Annotated in this window: 12 protein-coding genes; 6 read left to right on the top strand and 6 right to left on the bottom strand. The window is 46.2% G+C overall.

Features of this window, described 5'->3' with window-relative positions; genetic code table 11:
* Positions 1-3 precede the first annotated feature (3 nt).
* Positions 4-1797, bottom strand: coding sequence for an ATP-binding protein (locus tag F3I09_RS15595; protein WP_149695964.1), 1794 nt, complete (start codon positions 1795-1797; stop codon positions 4-6).
* A 245-nt stretch (positions 1798-2042) separates the two neighbouring features.
* On the bottom strand, positions 2043-3206 hold the full coding sequence (locus tag F3I09_RS15590; RefSeq protein ID WP_149695963.1) for a cytochrome P450: 1164 nt from the start codon (positions 3204-3206) through the stop codon (positions 2043-2045).
* A gap of 227 nt (positions 3207-3433) precedes the next feature.
* Here F3I09_RS15590 and F3I09_RS15585 point away from each other — a divergent pair, with 227 nt between their 5' ends.
* Positions 3434-3796 (top strand): hypothetical protein, encoded by a 363-nt coding sequence (locus F3I09_RS15585; RefSeq protein WP_149695962.1) that lies wholly within the window; start codon positions 3434-3436, stop codon positions 3794-3796.
* Between the two features lie 98 nt (positions 3797-3894).
* Here the strand turns inward: F3I09_RS15585 and F3I09_RS15580 are convergent, their stop codons facing one another.
* From F3I09_RS15580 to F3I09_RS15570, 3 genes are all read right to left on the bottom strand, one after another.
* Entirely contained in the window at positions 3895-5400 is a 1506-nt protein-coding gene (locus F3I09_RS15580) for a reverse transcriptase family protein (protein WP_149695961.1), read from the bottom strand.
* Between the two features lie 434 nt (positions 5401-5834).
* Positions 5835-7493 (bottom strand): SWIM zinc finger family protein, encoded by a 1659-nt coding sequence (locus F3I09_RS15575; RefSeq protein ID WP_149695960.1) that lies wholly within the window; start codon positions 7491-7493, stop codon positions 5835-5837.
* Positions 7494-7503: 10 nt separating this feature from the next.
* The gene (locus F3I09_RS15570; RefSeq protein WP_149695959.1) at positions 7504-10710 is read right to left on the bottom strand and encodes a HEAT repeat domain-containing protein; all 3207 of its coding nucleotides are present in this window, start codon (positions 10708-10710) and stop codon (positions 7504-7506) included.
* A 169-nt stretch (positions 10711-10879) separates the two neighbouring features.
* Between F3I09_RS15570 and F3I09_RS15565 the strand changes: the two genes are divergently transcribed.
* On the top strand, positions 10880-11278 hold the full coding sequence (locus tag F3I09_RS15565; RefSeq protein WP_149695958.1) for a DoxX family membrane protein: 399 nt from the start codon (positions 10880-10882) through the stop codon (positions 11276-11278).
* A gap of 3 nt (positions 11279-11281) precedes the next feature.
* Positions 11282-12220, top strand: coding sequence for a polysaccharide deacetylase family protein (locus F3I09_RS15560; protein ID WP_149695957.1), 939 nt, complete (start codon positions 11282-11284; stop codon positions 12218-12220).
* Between the two features lie 247 nt (positions 12221-12467).
* Here the strand turns inward: F3I09_RS15560 and F3I09_RS15555 are convergent, their stop codons facing one another.
* Positions 12468-12923 carry a YhcH/YjgK/YiaL family protein gene (locus F3I09_RS15555; RefSeq protein WP_149695956.1) on the bottom strand — a complete coding sequence of 152 codons (456 nt, stop codon included), beginning with the start codon at positions 12921-12923 and terminating at the stop codon, positions 12468-12470.
* A gap of 105 nt (positions 12924-13028) precedes the next feature.
* Between F3I09_RS15555 and F3I09_RS15550 the strand changes: the two genes are divergently transcribed.
* The 3 genes from F3I09_RS15550 (at position 13029) to F3I09_RS15540 (ending at position 17802) form a co-directional block, all read left to right on the top strand.
* Entirely contained in the window at positions 13029-14471 is a 1443-nt protein-coding gene (locus F3I09_RS15550; RefSeq protein WP_149695955.1) for a cell wall metabolism sensor histidine kinase WalK, read from the top strand.
* Complete coding sequence (locus F3I09_RS15545; protein ID WP_149695954.1) at positions 14443-15144, top strand: response regulator transcription factor; 702 nt, start codon at positions 14443-14445, stop codon at positions 15142-15144. Before F3I09_RS15550 ends, F3I09_RS15545 begins: the two co-directional genes overlap by 29 nt.
* Before the next feature lie 102 nt (positions 15145-15246).
* Positions 15247-17802: an outer membrane beta-barrel protein gene (locus tag F3I09_RS15540; protein WP_149695953.1), complete on the top strand. Its 2556-nt coding sequence runs from the start codon at positions 15247-15249 to the stop codon at positions 17800-17802.
* Positions 17803-17808 lie beyond the last annotated feature (6 nt).

Genomic DNA, 17808 nt, shown 5'->3' with positions numbered 1-17808 from the left:
GAATCAGTGGTGGGCGTTAGCTCTCAGATATTTGGACAGTGTACTATGCAATATTTTAAAATCTATCGGCTTTACGAGATATTCGTTTGCTCCTGCCAGTAAAAGCTCTTCACTGTTTTCCTTAAAGGCGTCTCCACTTGCTATAATTACAGGAACATTCTTCAATACGTCGTCTGTACGGATCTGCGCCAGTGTATCTTTACCGCTCATACCTGGAATATGGGAATCCAGGATAATGATATCCGGTCTTGATGCCCTGGCGAGCAGTAATCCTTCCAAACCATCTGCTGCCAGTATGATACGACTGCCCATACCACTGAGGAAGCGGGATAATACCATTTGGCTCATCTTATCATCTTCTATGATGAGGATGCTGGTATCGGTCAGCGCAACAGACCCGCTGTCATCGTCCAGGGCGTTAGTGCATACTGCTGAAGGCGTCTTCAGCGGAAGAATGACGGTGAATGTCGTGCCTTTGCCGATCTTGCTGTAGACCTTGATCTCTCCACCCATGCAGCTCACCAGGTGACGGGTAATGTGTAATCCCAGGCCGGTGCCTTCCAGAAAGATATTCCTTTCTGTCACGAAGGCATCAAAGATGGTCGACTGTCGTTCAGTGCTGATACCCTCGCCTTGGTCAGTTACCTGCAGGCACCATTTGTATTCATTCCTGAAGATGTCGAGTGTTACAGTGCTTTCCTGGCGGGTGAATTTGATGGCGTTGGACAGGAGGTTATTCAACGTTTTGGTCAGCAGGATCTTATCGCCGAGGATCAGCTGGGGAAGCTCCTGGTCGAGCGTGGCTTTAATCTTTACTGCTTTCACACTTGCTACATACTGATGCATGTTGACAATGCCATCCATCCATTCCCTGACATTCAGCGGGCCTGCCTGGGGAGTATCCAGCTTACCTGCTTCTATGCGGGAGAATTCCAGTACATTATTGATGATATCGCGTGTATTGTAACTGGCGGCATACAGATGGTCTGCCAGTTGCTTGATGGGAGCCAGTGAGCGGTCCTGCTCCACTTTTAACTGTAAGAGCTGGCTGATGCCAAAGATAGCGTTCAGTGGAGTGCGGATCTCATGGCTGGTTTCCCGTACGAAGACAGTTTTGGCGTCTGTGGCTTTGGCCAGCTGCGCGGTAAGGACCTCCAGGTCCTTATTGTGTTCTTTTACGGTGTCCAGCATTTCCTGTACATGGAGCATTTCCCGGAGCCTTAATCTTTCGATATTCCTCACGTAATAATAGATCACCAGCAGGTCGAGGATCAGGATACTGGGGATAGTCACCCATCTGATAATGAACTGCGCTTCCGTATGACTTTCAGGTGGTACAACAGGAGTTATGAAACCGTTGTACATGTTGATCTCACCGACAAGGAACGCGAAAATGGTAAGAACTATGCTGAAGGCGCGCCTGGGCTTATCCTTTTCAAATACCAGGAGGGAAAGTCCTACCAGGAAGATGAACAGGAGATGTACCTCTGTAACTCTTCCCATGATCGCGCTGTAATACTGGATGCTGACATTATTGATAATGATCAGCGACAGTCCGGCGGCTGCATTCTGGCCAGCGAAGTTCATGAGAATGATAGCCGATAACAGGCCGCATTCTATCAAGGCCGGTGCGGAAATAGCAACATTACCTGTGGTTATAAAGCAGCCAAGGCCGAACGCACCCGACATGGCGGCAGTAATCAGTGAGATGGTATTCACTATTTTGATAGCGCGTCTTTTGTCTTCATCGGGTACTTTACTGTAGCCAGCCGTAGTTAGTAGTTGTAGTAGCGTCATGCACCAATCATTTACGTTAAAAAGGGGGACATACAATATGGAATAATACAGGTTCCCAATATGTACTTAGGTCCATTCTGTCAGTGTTTTTCAATTCGGATGTTAGTAGCTAGTCGTCTGTAAGCAGTGGGTATAGAATAAAAATTTTGGGGCCAGTTCCACCTGCAATTTACATACATTCAATATTATATTACTTAGTATAATCAGTATACTTTTTACACTGTTTCCTTTAGTACCGTGTCATATTATTTTTGCTCAAATACAAGCGGCAGGTCCAGGAACCCTGCCACTATGGTACTGGGATTCCTTCGTGGAGTCACTCCAGGCTTAAGTTGTATGTTTTTCATCTTTTCAAGGATGATCTCAAAGGCGATCTTTGCTTCCATTCTGGCGAGCATGGCGCCTATACAGTAATGCGGACCATGGCCGAAACTCACCATCCTGATATTGTCCCTGTTGATGTTAAAAGTATCCGGATCGGTAAATACGGATGGATCACGGTTGGCTGCAGTCAGCCATGCATTTATAAAATCTCCCTTTTTTATGAGCTGTCCGCCCAGCTCAACATCCATCTTTGCAATACGACACATACTTTGAACCGGGGGCTCATAGCGTAATACTTCGTTCAAAGCTGCGGGAAGGTCCTGTATGTTCGCCATGAGATGCGACTGTACCGCAGGAAGGGTTGCGAAAGTGTACATGGCATTCGCGAGGAAGCCATTGGTCGTTTCATTACCTGCTATCAGCAGGGCTATACAGAAAGCCAGCGTGTCGGGCATACTGAGTCTTTCGCCGTCTATTTCGGCCTGTAATAAGTGGGATATCAGATCAGTACGTGGTTCCCCGGACCTTTCTTCCAGTAAGGTCATAAATAATTTACCCATTTCCTGCTGGGCCTGGAAATAAGCGTCCATACCGATTACAGCGGGATCACTGGAGATGGCGTTGATCCAGGCATTGACCTGGTCATGATCCTGGTTAGGGACTCCAAGTAGTTGTGCGGTAACTCTGCCGGGAAGCGGAATAGAGAATGCTTTTACGAAGTCCATTTCTCCGTTTTGGAGATATGGTTCCAGCAGGTCATTACATTCCTTCCGGATCCAGCTTTCCATTTTGGAGACAATAGATGGAGAGAATGCCTTAGTTACCAGTGCACGCAACTGACGGTGACGTGGAGGGTCTGTCTGGTTCAGATTGCTGCCAAGCAGATTATCATCAGACTTCGGCATGTACTCGTTGGAAAAAACTTCATAGTCGCTGAGCACCCTTTGTACATCTTTGTGGTGGAATACCTGCCAGGCGCCCTGGGCACCAAAATAAAACCTGAATGCCGGATCAAAATAAACTGGTTGTTCTTCCCGCATCAGCTGATGCCAGGATAAAGGGGATACTAATGTTGATGGAGTCATACAATCTTTGAGTTGTCGTAGAATACTGATTCGGTTATATTGTCCCTGAAATAAATAAACAGATAAGATTAATAGCGTGCTATATTATAGCTATTTAACATACACCTGACTAAAATAGTTTAATGTGCTGAGGAAAAAGTTAACTCGTTGTTAATGACTTAAGATTTCTCTTCCTATGGATGTCATTTTCAGAAAAACTAAATAGATTGCTGCGATAATACCACAATATGAGATACTACTTATCCATTACCATTGCTGCTTTATGCAGCTGCTATGCCTGTAAGCAGTCTGCAAGCCCCGCCGCCAGAGATCCATATGCACTGGCAGATACGGCAGATTATAAACTTACAGAAACATTACAGGGACAGGGAGGGGTTTATTTTAAGACGGAGGTCTATACGCATAAGAAAGATACATCGCTTTCCTATGTGAAGGTCTTTAACTACAACCGGCAGGTAGCCGCGGTGCAATTTTACAAGCGTGATAAGAAAGACGGACCGACGATCACCTATAACGAAAAAGGCCAGCGGCAACTAGGTACTTACTACAGAAATGATACGGTGATCGATATGCATCCATTTAATCAATAAAAATGCTTAATTTTATCATCAGAGATTTACTAATCCTCTATTTATAAAGAAAGCCCCGTATACTTGCTGTATACGGGGCTTTTAGTTGTTATTACCTATTATACGACATCCCACCAGGGTTTATCGCCTTCATTATTGGTATTATTTTCTTTACCGGAAGATGGAGGAGGCACGTTAGATTGTGTTGCAGATGCACGGGCCTGCCCTTTGATATCATCCCGGTTCAGCAATAAGCGCCATTTATCTTTCAGTTGCTTACCGGTTTCAGGTTTTACCATCAGTACATAGTTGATATAACCTTCCACACTGCTGACGATATTGCCCTTGCCCCATTGTTTACCTGCTAATCCGGATACAGATATCTGATGCAGCAGGGCCCTGAACTTACGGAGTGTTTCCCTGTCCAGGCTTAACTTATCATTTACCACAATACCGGTTACTTCTCTTTTATCGCCTTTCCGCATCACTTTTAGCTTATCAGGATGGATAACGAAGCCTTCTTCCTTTACCACTTGTTTTACACTCCATATCAGTTTTCCTGCATCGTCAGCAGCGGCTTCTTTGGCAGAAAAGGTCATATCATCCGCGTAGCGGCTATAAGTGTAATTGAATCTGGCGGCAAGGCCTTCAAAACGACGATCCAGGCGGAAGCAGATAATGTTGGTAATAGCCGGACTGCAGGGAGCGCCCTGAGGCAGATGACGGCTGGTATTGGCTACATAATAGTCCTTTCCGTCAAGCGCTACCTGGTCAACTTCCGGTTCTGTACATAACAGGGCCAGTATAGTGGCCACCTGTTCACTGTAACCCAGTTTGCAGAACATCCCTTTCACGCGTTTGTATTCAATAGTAGGGAAGAAGTCGCGCAGGTCGATATTAATGACGATATCCTGTGCCACGTGATGTACTGCATTGGTTACGATGGATCTTCCCGGCACAAAGCCATGTGCTGCATTGCTGTTTGGTACTTTATACAGGATGTTTTCCAGTATCCAGTATTGCGCCGCTTTCAGCTGTGGCATTGGAGCGGAGATCAGGCGTTTACCGCCGGACTTTTTGGGTATATAGAACCGCTTGTAGTGTGTGATATGACCTACTTTCCTGTTAAAGGCCAGGAAGCGTAATTTGCCGATGCTGACGCCCATTGCGGCAGCCAGCGCAACGCCGTCGTGGTAAACAGGTAAACCTGCTGCTGTGAGACGTGCTGTATCGGAAACAGTTTTATTTAATCCTTCGGATACCTCTTCTCCCAGGTAGACAATGGTCTTCTCTTTCTGTTCAGCCCATTGAGCAGCTTTCTCCTTACGCTTTTCTTCAGCGCGCAGTTTTGTCTCTGCTCTTTTCGCTTTTGCTGCTGCCATACGTTGCTTACGCATTTCGAGCAGCATCTTTTCCCGGTTCTGGTAACGGCGCTTCTCCTCCAGTAACTTGTTGAGTTCTCTGTGTAAGTCGGCCTCCCTGTGGATCAGGGCCTCCGAAGGGGAGGGTTTAATCGTATTTTTTTGCCAGAAACCAAGGCGGGTCATTTCTTCCAGGATGACTTCATCTTTGGTGGATGCTCTGATACGGTCATATAATTGCTGACGCGTCAATCCTTCTGCCATAATCTTTCAGACGGTTTATTGCTGATAAAAGATAATTCGTTGATGTAATAAGCGGAAAAGAAGAAAAGGGGAGATGAGGGTCAACAGAAAAACAATGTAAAGAGGAATGAGGCCTTCGTGCAAGCCATTGACTAAATCAATCAACTCCAGGGAGGGGCGTACCTAGTGGTATTTTAAGCCCCCGGGGCTTGTACCGTGAAATACCACTAGGTACGCCCCTCCCAAAGTAAAGATTGCATTTAGTGAAGCATGAAAATGTCATGTTACCTGAGTGACGAAACATCACTCTTCCTGAAACCAGGCGCAAGTGCAATCAATTCCTCTTTACAAAGATCTTTTTTCTGATGCGAAAGATAGAGACAATTATTGAAAGTACAAATACATATTGCATTTTTTTCTTTCATTTCTTTTATCTCCTCATCTTCCTTTTCTGCTTATGCGTTATTGTTAGTTTTATTCTGTTCATACGCCATACGTAGTGCCAGCATATGTTCACAAGGGCCTTTATATAGCTTGTTCGTGATGTAATCATAACAGTCACAATGCCCTGTGCTCATGCGTTCATCGTTATCTATTACAATAACAGGATGGTACGTGCGCCGCTCTGCAGTGAGCTGTCCCTCCACCTGTAATCCTACTGATGGCACCTGCTGTGCTGAGATGGAGATCTTGCCTTCCTTTATCAGTCGTGTAGCCGATGCTTCTTTAGGATTAGAGAACCTTAGCTGGTCCAGCGGCAAAGGGTCCCTGCTCAGTTCACGTAAACGGTAATAGCCGGTATGCAGGTCATAGATCACTTTTCCCGCCTGGGTATAGATACCCAATGTAGCCAGTACTTCAGGAACAGACACACCCGTTTTTGCAGAGATCTCTTCCGGTTTTCCCATCCACATCTGTTGCAGTTCGCTGAACACGCGGAGTTTAGTGGCATCTTCTACCGCTGCTCTTGGCGCCATCAGATCAAACTGACCGGCGCGTGACCAGTCGTTCGCTGTCCATCCGGAGAGGCCCAGTGTAAACTGCATATCGCCCAGATCGGCTATATAGAAGGATGGCAAACCGCTGCCGGTAAGGTGTACGGTGAATTTCTTCGCTACAGGGATAAGGCGTTCAAGGATGAGCAGTCGCCTGCGGCCCCATATGCGGATCTCCCTGCGCTGTGCACCGGTGTATATAGAACGTGCACAAATGATCTCTTTATTCCAGGGCTCAAATACTGCCTTTACAGGTTTACCGGGATCCAGTACGAAACGGATGGAACGGGGACCTTTTTTCTCTTTGAACCTCCGCAGCCAGCTACAGAAGTTGTAGACATCCATAGGATGGAGATCGAAGCTGGCGGCAGGCAATGTCATGGCAGAACTTACCTGCAGGAACCCGCGTACCCAGCTATCGGGAAGGTCTATCTTTACTTCACGGAACATCTCTTCCTTTGTGGTCTGCACGGAGAAGCCGGCAGGATCAACGGAGAAAGTGGTTTCCTTGTAGTCGCGGATCTTCTGGAATTCATTATATAATGCGGCAGAATAATCAATGTTGGTAGTGCCACACTGGAATTCGTTCACCTCTTTGAATACGTTGTAGCTGGCGCTCAGCTTACCATAGGCCGATTCGTCCTGGCTGAAACATTCGAAGAATATCTCATCCGGATGTACGCTGATAACGGGATCGAGCACAAACCATGCGTCCCTGTCTTTCTGGTACAGATAATCGAAGTAGGACTTACGGGCTTTATAGTAGGGGGCCATCACTTTTTCCTTCTCCAGGTAAATGTTGCGTAGTTCCTGGTTCATGGCATTGATGCGCTCATTGGCCGCATCTACATTGTACTGGCCCATGTATTCGGCCAGCCAGACAGATTCCTGCTGAGCGGCCCATTCTTTATAGGCAGTTTTGTCTTTGGGTTTGAAACGAAGGTCGGATACCACCACATCGTGCAAAGCCGAAATAGCTTCACGGAAGGCGATCTTCTTACGCAGTTTGCCATTAAAAAATGTAGGCTCCCGGCGTGTATCAGGGGCAAATGATATTCCAGCTGATGTTGCATTGCTGTAAACCTCGGTTTGTCCGCTATATCTGTAGTTAAATAACATTTTCCAGGGTTTAAGATTGTTTCACGGGAAAATCGGTAAATCGTACCGGCAATGACAGGTCAGGATATGACTGATGGATATTACGCATCAGCGAAATACAGCGGGCTTTATCGCCGATAGCTACCGTGGCGGATATATCCGTAATGATATCTCCGATATAGGCGGCGGCTTCCCTTGATTGCAGCGCTTCTTTCTCCAGGAAATTAAATATCCTCTCTTTGGCTACACGGGCTTTATTCACTCTTGACAATACAGACCTGAAATAGTGTTCCAGTTCTTTCAGATAAGAAAGGTTGCCTGCGCCATAGGTCTCCAGGTAGTTTGTAGCAAACAACTGCATAGCCACACCGGGATGCTGGCTGAGTTTCATCAGGTAAACGGCGCCATCTTCTTCACGGAAGAAACGGGTAAGCAGTTCCCGCCCGAAGGCTTGTACGGTAGGGTTGACACTATCAGCTATTGCCACCAGCGCTTCCGCTGACCAATCGGCTGCTTCGAATTGCGTACGGAAGTATTCTGCTGCAAAAGTGCGTGTATCTTCCCAGGTGGCGTCCAGCAAAGCAACGGCCGCATCTCTTTCCTCGCGGATGCGTGTTACATGCTGTTGGAAGAAACGGTGGCACCATTCCCTCACTGCCTGTAATTCATGGTTACCAGCAGCAACGACCTGTTTGATGGTGAGGCTTTCTGCAGGGATATATTTTTCCAGCACCAGCACACCGAATGCCTGGGCAGGACGGTAATTGGAATATAATAAACGTAAGGCGGTTGCCTGATCGATATCCTGCAGGTGACCTACCAGCTCATTGCTCAACAATGTGGCAAGATCGGCATGAAGTCCTTCGGATGTTTCTTTACGCATCAGTAATGGCACCAGCTCATTCACCAGCCATACAGCCAGTTCGGAATACTGTTCTGTGAGGCGCTTCAGCAATGGTCTGACCGCGTTCCTCACATCGGTATAAGAAGCGCTGCAACAGAAAAATAAAAGCCCATGCCGTTTCACAAGTTCAGCATCACTGATGGCAGATATAACGTCGATACCTGCAGTTCTCACCGGCTGATAAGGATGTTCCAGTAAACTGTGCAACAGGCTGTCTGTGATATGATCGAGCTTAAATTGTTGTTTTTTCAGCAGTAATAAACGGGCAGCCAATGTCTGAGCTGCCGGCACTTCACTTTTCAGCAGGTCTTCGATGACCTGGAAGTCGAGCTGTATCAAGGCTGCACCGAAATATTGTTCGAGGATGCGGCAACCGTCTGTCAGCGTATCATTGAGCTTATCATCTGCCTCCTTCATTGAAAGCAGGTGAGCGATCATTTTACCTACCAGCAGCCTGGCTTTATCTTCCGCAGGTTTGAACTGCGCCAGCTGTAGCCGTGCAAAGGTACGTACGTCTTCATGCGGACAGAAGATCAGTTCACGGAGGAAGTCGACATCCGCCAGGCAAAGGTCAGGCCTTGCTGCGGTCCATTCAAGACCCTGTTCACGTGCTTCCGTTGAAGTGCTGTATAGTAAGGCCAGTATGATGGGCAGGGAAGGATTATTGATATCGAATTTCTCCCGTGCCAGTTGCAGACCAAATTCCTGCGGCAGGCGGAAAGGATTGCCCAGTAATGCACGGATTACGTGACTATCCATCTTTTCCTTCAGGGACTCATAGTCAGGATGTTGTAATAACTGATGGAGCGCAAAGTCGTGGATCTCGTCCAGTTTTCCTTTTATCAGCAATTGAATAAATGCCTGTGGCAGTTGTTGCCAGAGGTGCAGGAAAGGCACTTCACTGTCGATGGTCTTAACTACCTGTTCAGATGAAATAGATGGTTGTATATCAGTCTGCTTACGGCCGCCGCGGAATAAAGAAGCTACTTTTTTCAGCAGGCTTTCTCCTTTATTCGGCTGAGGGTCAGATTGCTGATTAGATGTACCAGAACGGTCTTGTTTAATATACCACAAAGTACCCTCAGATATCAGCTCCAGCTTCTTATTATTACCCTGCAGGATGTAGTTCAGCAATACTGCCTTTGCATTAGAAGGGTAATAGGCAGTGGCGGGACTGTAGATACTATCATAGGGCGCATTACGCCATGCCTGCGTAAGAGGCCCTTTATGCTTTGCTGCATCGTATTGCAGCAGCATGGCTGTGGAGAACCTTACATAGTGAAGATCATGCTGTTTACCCATCTGCTTCAATCTTCTCAGTATACGGCGACGCAGGTAGGCACGGGTCTTTTTAGGATATGGCCTTTTTCTGCTGGAATAAGTGCCATCGCCCGGATTGTGCTGTTCCCTTTCAAAGCGTTCTGCCAGCATGCCTATCAGCTCATGATCATCCCTTATTTCAGCCTGTTTGAACAGGTGACGGATATGCTGGAAGAAATTGACTTTGAACGGTAATGTAGCCAGGAACTTCAACAATACTTCCCGTACAAAGGGGTTCGTAGTACTTACTATATAAAGTTCTTCGAGTAAAGGATAGGAGGGCTGCGACAGCAGTTTAACCCTTTCTTCCAGCAGCTTACCCAGCTCCTGTTTACTGCCCGATTTTATTGCTTCCTGGAATTCCGGCGGCAATCCCTTTTCGAATTGCTCAATATAACTCTTACGGCCCTCTTCAGGCAGTAACAGTAACATGGCATGGGTAGCCATCTGGCGCAGGTAATAAGGATAGGTGCTGTTTTCCGCATAGGCTTTCAGCGTTGGGATATCGCTTTCGCTGCCACAACGGCCTAAGGCCCACAGTGAGGAATAACGCTGCATGGCATCTTCCCGCTCTATCAGTTTGGCGATAATGGGAGCCGCTTCCCTGATACGGTATTCGCCGGCTTTCCAGATAACCCGGGAAGCTTTCCATGCTGTTTTGAATTTGGAATGTCTTTTCAGGGCATATTCCAGGCGACTGAGAATAGCCAGGTGAGCAGGGTCCTGTACCTGTGTGGTATCTGGAGCAACAAATTCTGCTACCGGTCCCGCATCCTGTTCGGCGGAATATCCCTTGGAGCGTTTTTCCTTTTCAAGTGCATCATAGATGGCGGTGGCTGCCGGCAGGTCTACCGGGGACACTGTTTTACTACCTTCTTTTAATGCAGCCCCCCGCTTACCATAGCGGAAGTTTACTACATATTGTCCGGGGCCAACTTCACATAAATCAATCTCATAGGTCTTGTCCGAATTCCCCTCTCTAAAGAAAAGCCTGGTTTGCTTTATAAATCGCATGAGCTAACAACATTAAACACAGCAGCCAAAATAATATTATTTTTTATATGAATAGATAATTTTTTATCCAGGCATCCCGAAAAAGTACAGAATTATCCCCCGATCATACAAGCAGGAAGATAGTTGCCCGACCGAAATTTGCCCTGTCAAACAGTTAAATACACACAAAATGATCAACAACACAGTTAGCTTTTTAATCCTGCGTTTAGCCATTGGCGCCAGTATGTTCGGACATGGACTGGTAAGATTACCTAAACTTGACAAGTTCAGTGGCTGGATGGTTAAAAGCTTTGAAAACTCTATGCTGCCAACTTCTCTTGTAATGCCTTTCAGTTATGTGCTTCCTATCGCAGAATTTCTCATAGGGCTGCTGCTTATCATAGGATTATTTACCAGGCAGTCCCTGATCGCCGGAAGTATTGTTATGATACTGCTGATATTGGGCACCACCCTGATCGAGAACTGGGAGGCGCTTGTCTCTCAACTGATCCATGCTGCCTTTTTTGCGCTGGCTTTGAGCTATATCACATACAATAGTTACGCACTGGATAATCTCCTTAAGAAATAACATATGACTACCAGAAAAGAATTTCTCAAAACAGCCGGTCTGCTAAGTATGGCCGGTATGGTAGGACCGTCTGCCCTGACGGCTAGTCCTGCCAGACAAACAAAGCCAGTATCTTCCTGGGCTGATGGCTCCCGGCTTGTGGTGAGCGTATCCATGCAATTTGAGGCCGGAGGACAACCGGAAAATGCAGAAAGCCCTTTCCCGCAGAATATGGCCAAAGGTTATAAAGACCTGCCCGCAGAAACATGGTACCAATACGGCTACAAAGAAGGTATTCCCCGTATGCTCGATAACTGGGATAAGCTTGGCATCAAGGTAACTTCACATATGGTCGGTTCTGCCGTATTAAAGCATCCCGCACTGGCCAAAGAGATCGTACAACGTGGACATGAAGCCGCCGCACATGGCAGAGACTGGGCTACACAGTATACCATGTCCTATGAAGAGGAGAAAAAGTTCATTCTCGACGGTGTGAAAGCGGTTGAACAGGTAACAGGCGTTACCCCCAGGGGCTACAACGCCAACTGGCTACGCAGGGGGGAGAACACGCTGAAAATACTACAGGAACTAGGGTTCACGTATCATATCGATGATCTCAGCAGGGATGAGCCTTTTATTATCCAGGTAAATAACAAAGACTTTGTGGTCGTGCCTTATACACTCCGGAATAATGATATCGTACTGATCTCCGGTCAGTGGTACTCTACAGACCAGTTCCTGCAACAGGTGAAGATGGAATTTGACCAGTTATATGAGGAATCAGCCCATAGGAGAAGAATGATGTCTGTCAGTTTCCATGACCGTATCGGGGGATCTCCGCAGATGGTAAGAGCCGCTAGTGAGTTGTTCACTTATATGCAGAAGCATAAAGGTGTGGTGTTTAAGAGGAAGGACGAAATAGCGAGGCTTGCGCTGAGTGATAAGAGTACTATCAGGGAATAGCATAATTTGCCGGAAGGTGATCATGATATAAAAACTGATGCTGCCTCCTTCTTGGGGAGGCAGCATCTGCTAAGGACCCTCAATAGAATGTAGCAAGGGCATATTTTACCTGGTCACTATCAGCTTTTGGCTTACCGGAACGGCAGACAAATCAGATTTGATGGTAACGATATAGACGCCATTCTTTAAATCAGCGATGTTCATCTAGTAGTAAAAAGCGGACAGTTTGTACAGTGTCAATCCGGGTTTATTGTACGCTGATCTTCATCACCACCTTTTTTACCGGAACCGGCTCTTTCACTTTGATGTTCGGCATGTGCAGGTCTGTCGGGAAGAAGATGGCAAACATACCTTGCTCCAGCTTTGAAAAGAATGCAGGCGTTTCTCCGAATAACATAAAATCCGCTGTGTCATCATAGGCTTTTGATGGCGTCTGTTGTTTCAGGAAATCGTGCCCTATCAGTTCCTCTCCACTTACGATATATTGTACGTCGATATATTTCCTGTGAGACTCCATTTGCTCGCCTTCCGTAGGGATGGTATCATATTCGTTTACAATGGCAATGATAGCCGTGCCATCAATTTCATATTTGCCCTTCTCTACTTTGGAAAAGTCTGTCTGCTGCAGATATTCAAAAGCTTTTACGAATTTGGGCCCCAGACCATAATAAAGGTTCGCGTTCTTTAAAGTATCGATAATCATGTAAGTCTATTATGCGCCGGCAAGATACAATCAAATGTGAACAAACGTTAATGATTGTTAAAGAATCCGCAGCCGGAAATATTAGAAAGTTAAATTTGCCGGAATATGGGTAAGGTTAGGAAAAGAATATGGTGGATCGCTATACCGGCATTGCTGGCAGTATTGCTGTTTCAGGCATACTGGCTGTGGCAGACTTACCAGTCGCAGCAGGAGGCCTTTATGGCTACTACCACCGAGGCATTCCATAATGTGTATGACAATGCGATCATTATTACCGCTAAAATAAAGTCAGGAGGTAAGCTTGCAGAAAAGAAATATTCAGTGCAGGCTACGATTGATGTAAACAAGTCTTCAGCAGAAGATACATTGCTGGCAGGCCCGAAGGCATTCATAGTTTATGACTCGACAGAGGAACGGCAGAAAACGTTCATCCCGGAAAACATTCACCTGGATACCTCCATCGCGAACACCAATATGTCATTCGACACCATGTCTCCGCTGGCGCATTTCGTTTCCACTGTCTTTTCATCTTTCACAGATGTAACACCGGATATCGATACACTGCATAAGTACTATCGCAGAGAACTGGACAGGAAGCATATTCCACTGTCTTTCAAGATCTTAATAGGCAAAGAAATCGACACTACTATCAGCCGGCCTACCGTAATGATCTACCCGGGTATAAATAACCCGAAAAAGATGATGGGAGTACAGTTCGGCGGACTTAACACCTATCTCCTGAAGAAAATGGGTAGCGCCATTATCCTTTCCATTTTTATCGCTTTCCTGATCATTGGATGTATCTGGACATTGTGGCGTATCATCCTGCAACAGGAAAAACTTGAAAACATGAAGCGGGAATTCATCAGCCATGTGACGCATGAACTGAAGACACCTGTATCTATCCTGAAGGCCACTAATGAGGCTTTGCTCACCTTCCGGGGGATAGAGGATCCGGATAAAACAGCACGCTACCTCCGTCATTCCAAGGCGGAACTGGACAAATTGCAGGACCTGATCGATAAGATCATGCAGGTGACCCGGGAGGAGCAGGAACAGCAGCCCCTGTCTGTAACACCGGCAGATCTTAAAACGTTGGTGAATGATGCTGTTATCCGCTTTTCCCATCTGCCGGGGGTAAATATCAGGCAGCAGTATGATATACAGGAAGGGCATTTTCAGACCGATATAACCGCTTTTAATACCATCCTGACCAACTTGCTCGATAATGCCGTTAAGTACAACGATAAGTCGCGGACAGAGATACTGGTGAGTGTAAAAGAACTTACAGGGCATTACAGCTTTACGGTAAAAGACAATGGGAACGGCATTGAAAAACAACATTTCCCGTTTCTCTTTGATAAGTTTTACCGGGTCGTGCAGGGAGACCGGCATGATATAAAAGGATACGGACTGGGGCTCAGTCACGTGAAAGCATTACTGCATCAGTTGTATGGCAGTATTAGCGTCAGCAGTATTCCCGGCAATGGTACTACCTTTATTTTCCAATTACCGAAATATGAAAAAGATCAAGCTGCTACTGGTTGAAGATGAAATAGTACTGGCAGGTGTTGTCAAAGAAACGCTGGAGGCAAATGGCTTTCATATCAGTCATGCAGAAAATGGTGCACAGGGCTGGGAGCAATATTTGTCTTTCCGGCCGGAGATCTGTGTAGTAGATATTATGATGCCTAAAAAGGACGGCATTTCGCTTGTAAAGGACATCCGCACTGTGGATGAACAAACCCCCGTTATTTTCCTGACGGCTAAAAGTGAGACACAGGATGTTATCAAAGGGCTGCAGAGTGGTGCGGACGATTATATCAAAAAGCCTTTCAGCCTGGAGGAACTGATCCTGCGTATCAGGACATTACTGAAACGCACCCAACTAGCTAATACACCTGCCGCCCCTACAACCAATAATAGTGGCGTCTATATATTAGGGACCTATACTTTTGATCATAACAGGCAGGAACTGCGGCATGAAAAGGAAGATATCCGCCTTTCCCTGCGGGAGGCTGATATGCTGAGAATGCTGGCAGAACGCCCTAATGCGACCACCCATCGCAGGAACATCCTGCTGGAGTTATGGGGAGACGATAATTTCTTCAATGCCCGTAATATGGACGTTTATATCAGCAAGATCCGTAAATACCTGCAACATGATCCGTCTGTACAGCTGGTCAATGTACGCGGACTTGGTTACAAGCTGGTATATTAACAAACATGCAGGATTAACATTCATTAAGGATATAACAGGACTCTTTAACGTAGTCCGGTGATACTGCCCGCTACTTTTGTATGGTCTGAAAATATAGAGGCCATGCGAATTTTTACCGTTATTATTTCTTTTCTTTTATCACTTACCACTAACCTGTTCGCACAAACAAAAGATACTTTGCGGACAGATACGGGTAAACCCAGGATACGCGATCTGAAAGAAGTGGTCGTGGAAAGCCGTCCTCCCATCCGTATGAAGGGAGATACTGTAGAATACAACGCTGCAAACTATAAAACCAGGGAAAATGCTGTAGTGGAAGACCTGCTAAGAAAGCTACCAGGTGTAAAGGTAGATCAGAGTGGCAATATTACGACGCAGGGAGAGAAAGTCGGTAAGGTGCTGGTAGATGGAAAGGAATTCTTTGGTAATGATCCGGCTATTGCTACCAAGAACCTGCCTGCGGATATGGTAGCCAGGGTACAGGTGCTGGATAAGATGAGTGACCAGGAGGAATTCACTGGTATTGATGATGGAGATAAGGTCAAAACCATCAATATCGTTACAAAGAAGAACAGCAAAAAGGGATACTTCGGCAACATCTCCGCAGGTATTGGGTCCGGCGGTAAGTATGACGGAGGGCTGAATATCAACAGTTTCGCCGGTGAGCAACAACTGTCCCTGTTATTCAAAGCCAATAACGTCAATAAATCAGGCTTCTCTGCCTCCGAGCTGATAAGAATGTTAAGCGCCAATCCGGAGTTATTCAACAATCTGCCCGCTACTGCTATCGCAGAACTGAGCAAAATGAAGGGGGTACGTATCAATAGCGATGATCCTGCAGAAAAAACACAACTGGCACGTCCCACAGGGATCAATAATACGCAGTATGGTGGTTTAAACTACAACAACGATTGGGGCGAGGTCCTCAAATTGCGTAGCAGCTATTTCTTTAACCGCTTTACTTCCCGCAACAGTTTTAATTATGACCGCCATTACCTGCTGGCAGATACTGCCTATAACTATCTGCAAAATGGCATCTCACTGCAGGAGAATATTAATCATCGGGGTAATGCAGCTGTTGATATCAGGCTGGATAAGTATAATTCCTTAAAGATATCACCTGCTGTTAATCACAACACATCACTACTCAAAAGCAACCGGAGATATCGTTCATATTCGGCTGATAATACATTGCTGCTGAACCAGGGAGAACAGGTATTGAACGGCAACAACACTAATACGAATGCTACCGCCGATATACTGTATCGCCACCGCTTTGCCAGGCCTGGTCGCACCTTTTCGATCACTGTCACTCCCGAATATCTCCGGCTGGAGAACAAAGGGCTGAATATTGCCAGGAATGAATACTATAACCTGGGCACCAGGGATAGTATCAATCAGCAGACGACAGGTCACTCAGACAATTATTCCATGAATAATAACCTGATCTATACAGAACAACTCTCAAGGCATACTGCACTGCGGTTGACGGAACAGTTTAACATCAGCCATGGCGACTATGAGCAGCTGGCATACAACATTAACCATGCCGATGGACAGTATAATGAATTGGATAACCGATACAGCGATATCTATAACAGTACGATCACAAGGAATATTGCCGATGTGGCGCTTGCTGGTCGCTATAAGAAGTTCAATTACACTGCGGGATTGAGTGTAGAGAACAGTCATCTGAAAGGGAATTCAGATTATAAAACCTATCGTCTCAGTGGCAGTTATAATACACTACTGCCACATCTCTATGCGCGGTACCGCTTTTCGAAATCAAAACAGCTGACGCTCAACTATAATAGCAACGCCGTCTTGCCGGGGCTCAATCAGTTACGTCCCCTGGAGGATATCAGCGACCCGCTTTATATAAGAAAAGGCAATCCGGATTTGCGGCAGGCCGTTAATCACGATATGACGCTGGCATACCTGAGCAATAATATCTACAGTAATGTTTTCACCAATATTCAGCTGCGCATATCAGCGATCAGGAACCAGTTTACTGATTATTACATTATTGACAGCGCAGGCAGACAGATCATTTCTCCTGTAAACGCCAATGGTTATTTCTCAGGAAGTCTGCATGCAGAAAGATCTATTCCTTTCGCCGGGAATGGTTCCAGTCTGACTTTGGGGACAGAGCTGTCTTACAACAGGTACCCCGGTTACTTCAATACTATTGCCGACAAGATCCGGCAATGGGGTATTACGCCCGATTTCAACTTCAATTATTACCCCATCAGTAGCCTCAGCATGACATTAAGGGGAAATGCCAGCTGGAATGACCGTCACAGTGAGGCGAATCCTGGCACCAATCAGCAATACTGGTTCCTGAACTATGGACTGGACCTCATGGCCAATTTACCATGGAAACTGAATGCAGATGCTGCCATTGAGTGTTATACCACCACCGGTCTGAGTGGCGCATATAACAATACCGTGGCGCTTCTGAGCGGTGGCCTTGCCAGGGATATCAATAAGCAGTTCTCACTCCGGCTGGAAGGACATGACCTGCTGAACCAGAACAAAAGCTTCAACCGGCTGGTCCGTAATGGGTACACAGAAGATAGGCAGAACAATGTACTGGGACGTTATTATATGCTTAGTCTGATCTGTAAGCTGCGTCATTTTGCCAGGAATAATCAGTAACACTTA

This window comes from Chitinophaga sp. CF418 (assembly GCF_900142925.1).
GTDB lineage: Bacteria > Bacteroidota > Bacteroidia > Chitinophagales > Chitinophagaceae > Chitinophaga.
The sequence above is the reverse complement of the archived record's forward strand: the minus strand, read 5'-3'. Positions and strand labels throughout refer to the sequence as shown.

Bases quoted from the DNA above. Each gene is read 5' to 3' on its own strand.
- F3I09_RS15580 (WP_149695961.1), bottom strand. From the start codon at position 5,400: ATGGCAGAAGGATTGACGCGTCAGCAATTATATGACCGTATCAGAGCA.
- F3I09_RS15570 (WP_149695959.1), bottom strand. From the start codon at position 10,710: ATGCGATTTATAAAGCAAACCAGGCTTTTCTTTAGAGAGGGGAATTCG.
- F3I09_RS15550 (WP_149695955.1), top strand. From the start codon at position 13,029: ATGGGTAAGGTTAGGAAAAGAATATGGTGGATCGCTATACCGGCATTG.
- F3I09_RS15545 (WP_149695954.1), top strand. From the start codon at position 14,443: ATGAAAAAGATCAAGCTGCTACTGGTTGAAGATGAAATAGTACTGGCA.
- F3I09_RS15590 (WP_149695963.1), bottom strand. From the start codon at position 3,206: ATGACTCCATCAACATTAGTATCCCCTTTATCCTGGCATCAGCTGATG.
- F3I09_RS15565 (WP_149695958.1), top strand. From the start codon at position 10,880: ATGATCAACAACACAGTTAGCTTTTTAATCCTGCGTTTAGCCATTGGC.
- F3I09_RS15575 (WP_149695960.1), bottom strand. From the start codon at position 7,493: ATGTTATTTAACTACAGATATAGCGGACAAACCGAGGTTTACAGCAAT.
- F3I09_RS15555 (WP_149695956.1), bottom strand. From the start codon at position 12,923: ATGATTATCGATACTTTAAAGAACGCGAACCTTTATTATGGTCTGGGG.
- F3I09_RS15585 (WP_149695962.1), top strand. From the start codon at position 3,434: ATGAGATACTACTTATCCATTACCATTGCTGCTTTATGCAGCTGCTAT.
- F3I09_RS15540 (WP_149695953.1), top strand. From the start codon at position 15,247: ATGCGAATTTTTACCGTTATTATTTCTTTTCTTTTATCACTTACCACT.
- F3I09_RS15595 (WP_149695964.1), bottom strand. From the start codon at position 1,797: ATGACGCTACTACAACTACTAACTACGGCTGGCTACAGTAAAGTACCC.
- F3I09_RS15560 (WP_149695957.1), top strand. From the start codon at position 11,282: ATGACTACCAGAAAAGAATTTCTCAAAACAGCCGGTCTGCTAAGTATG.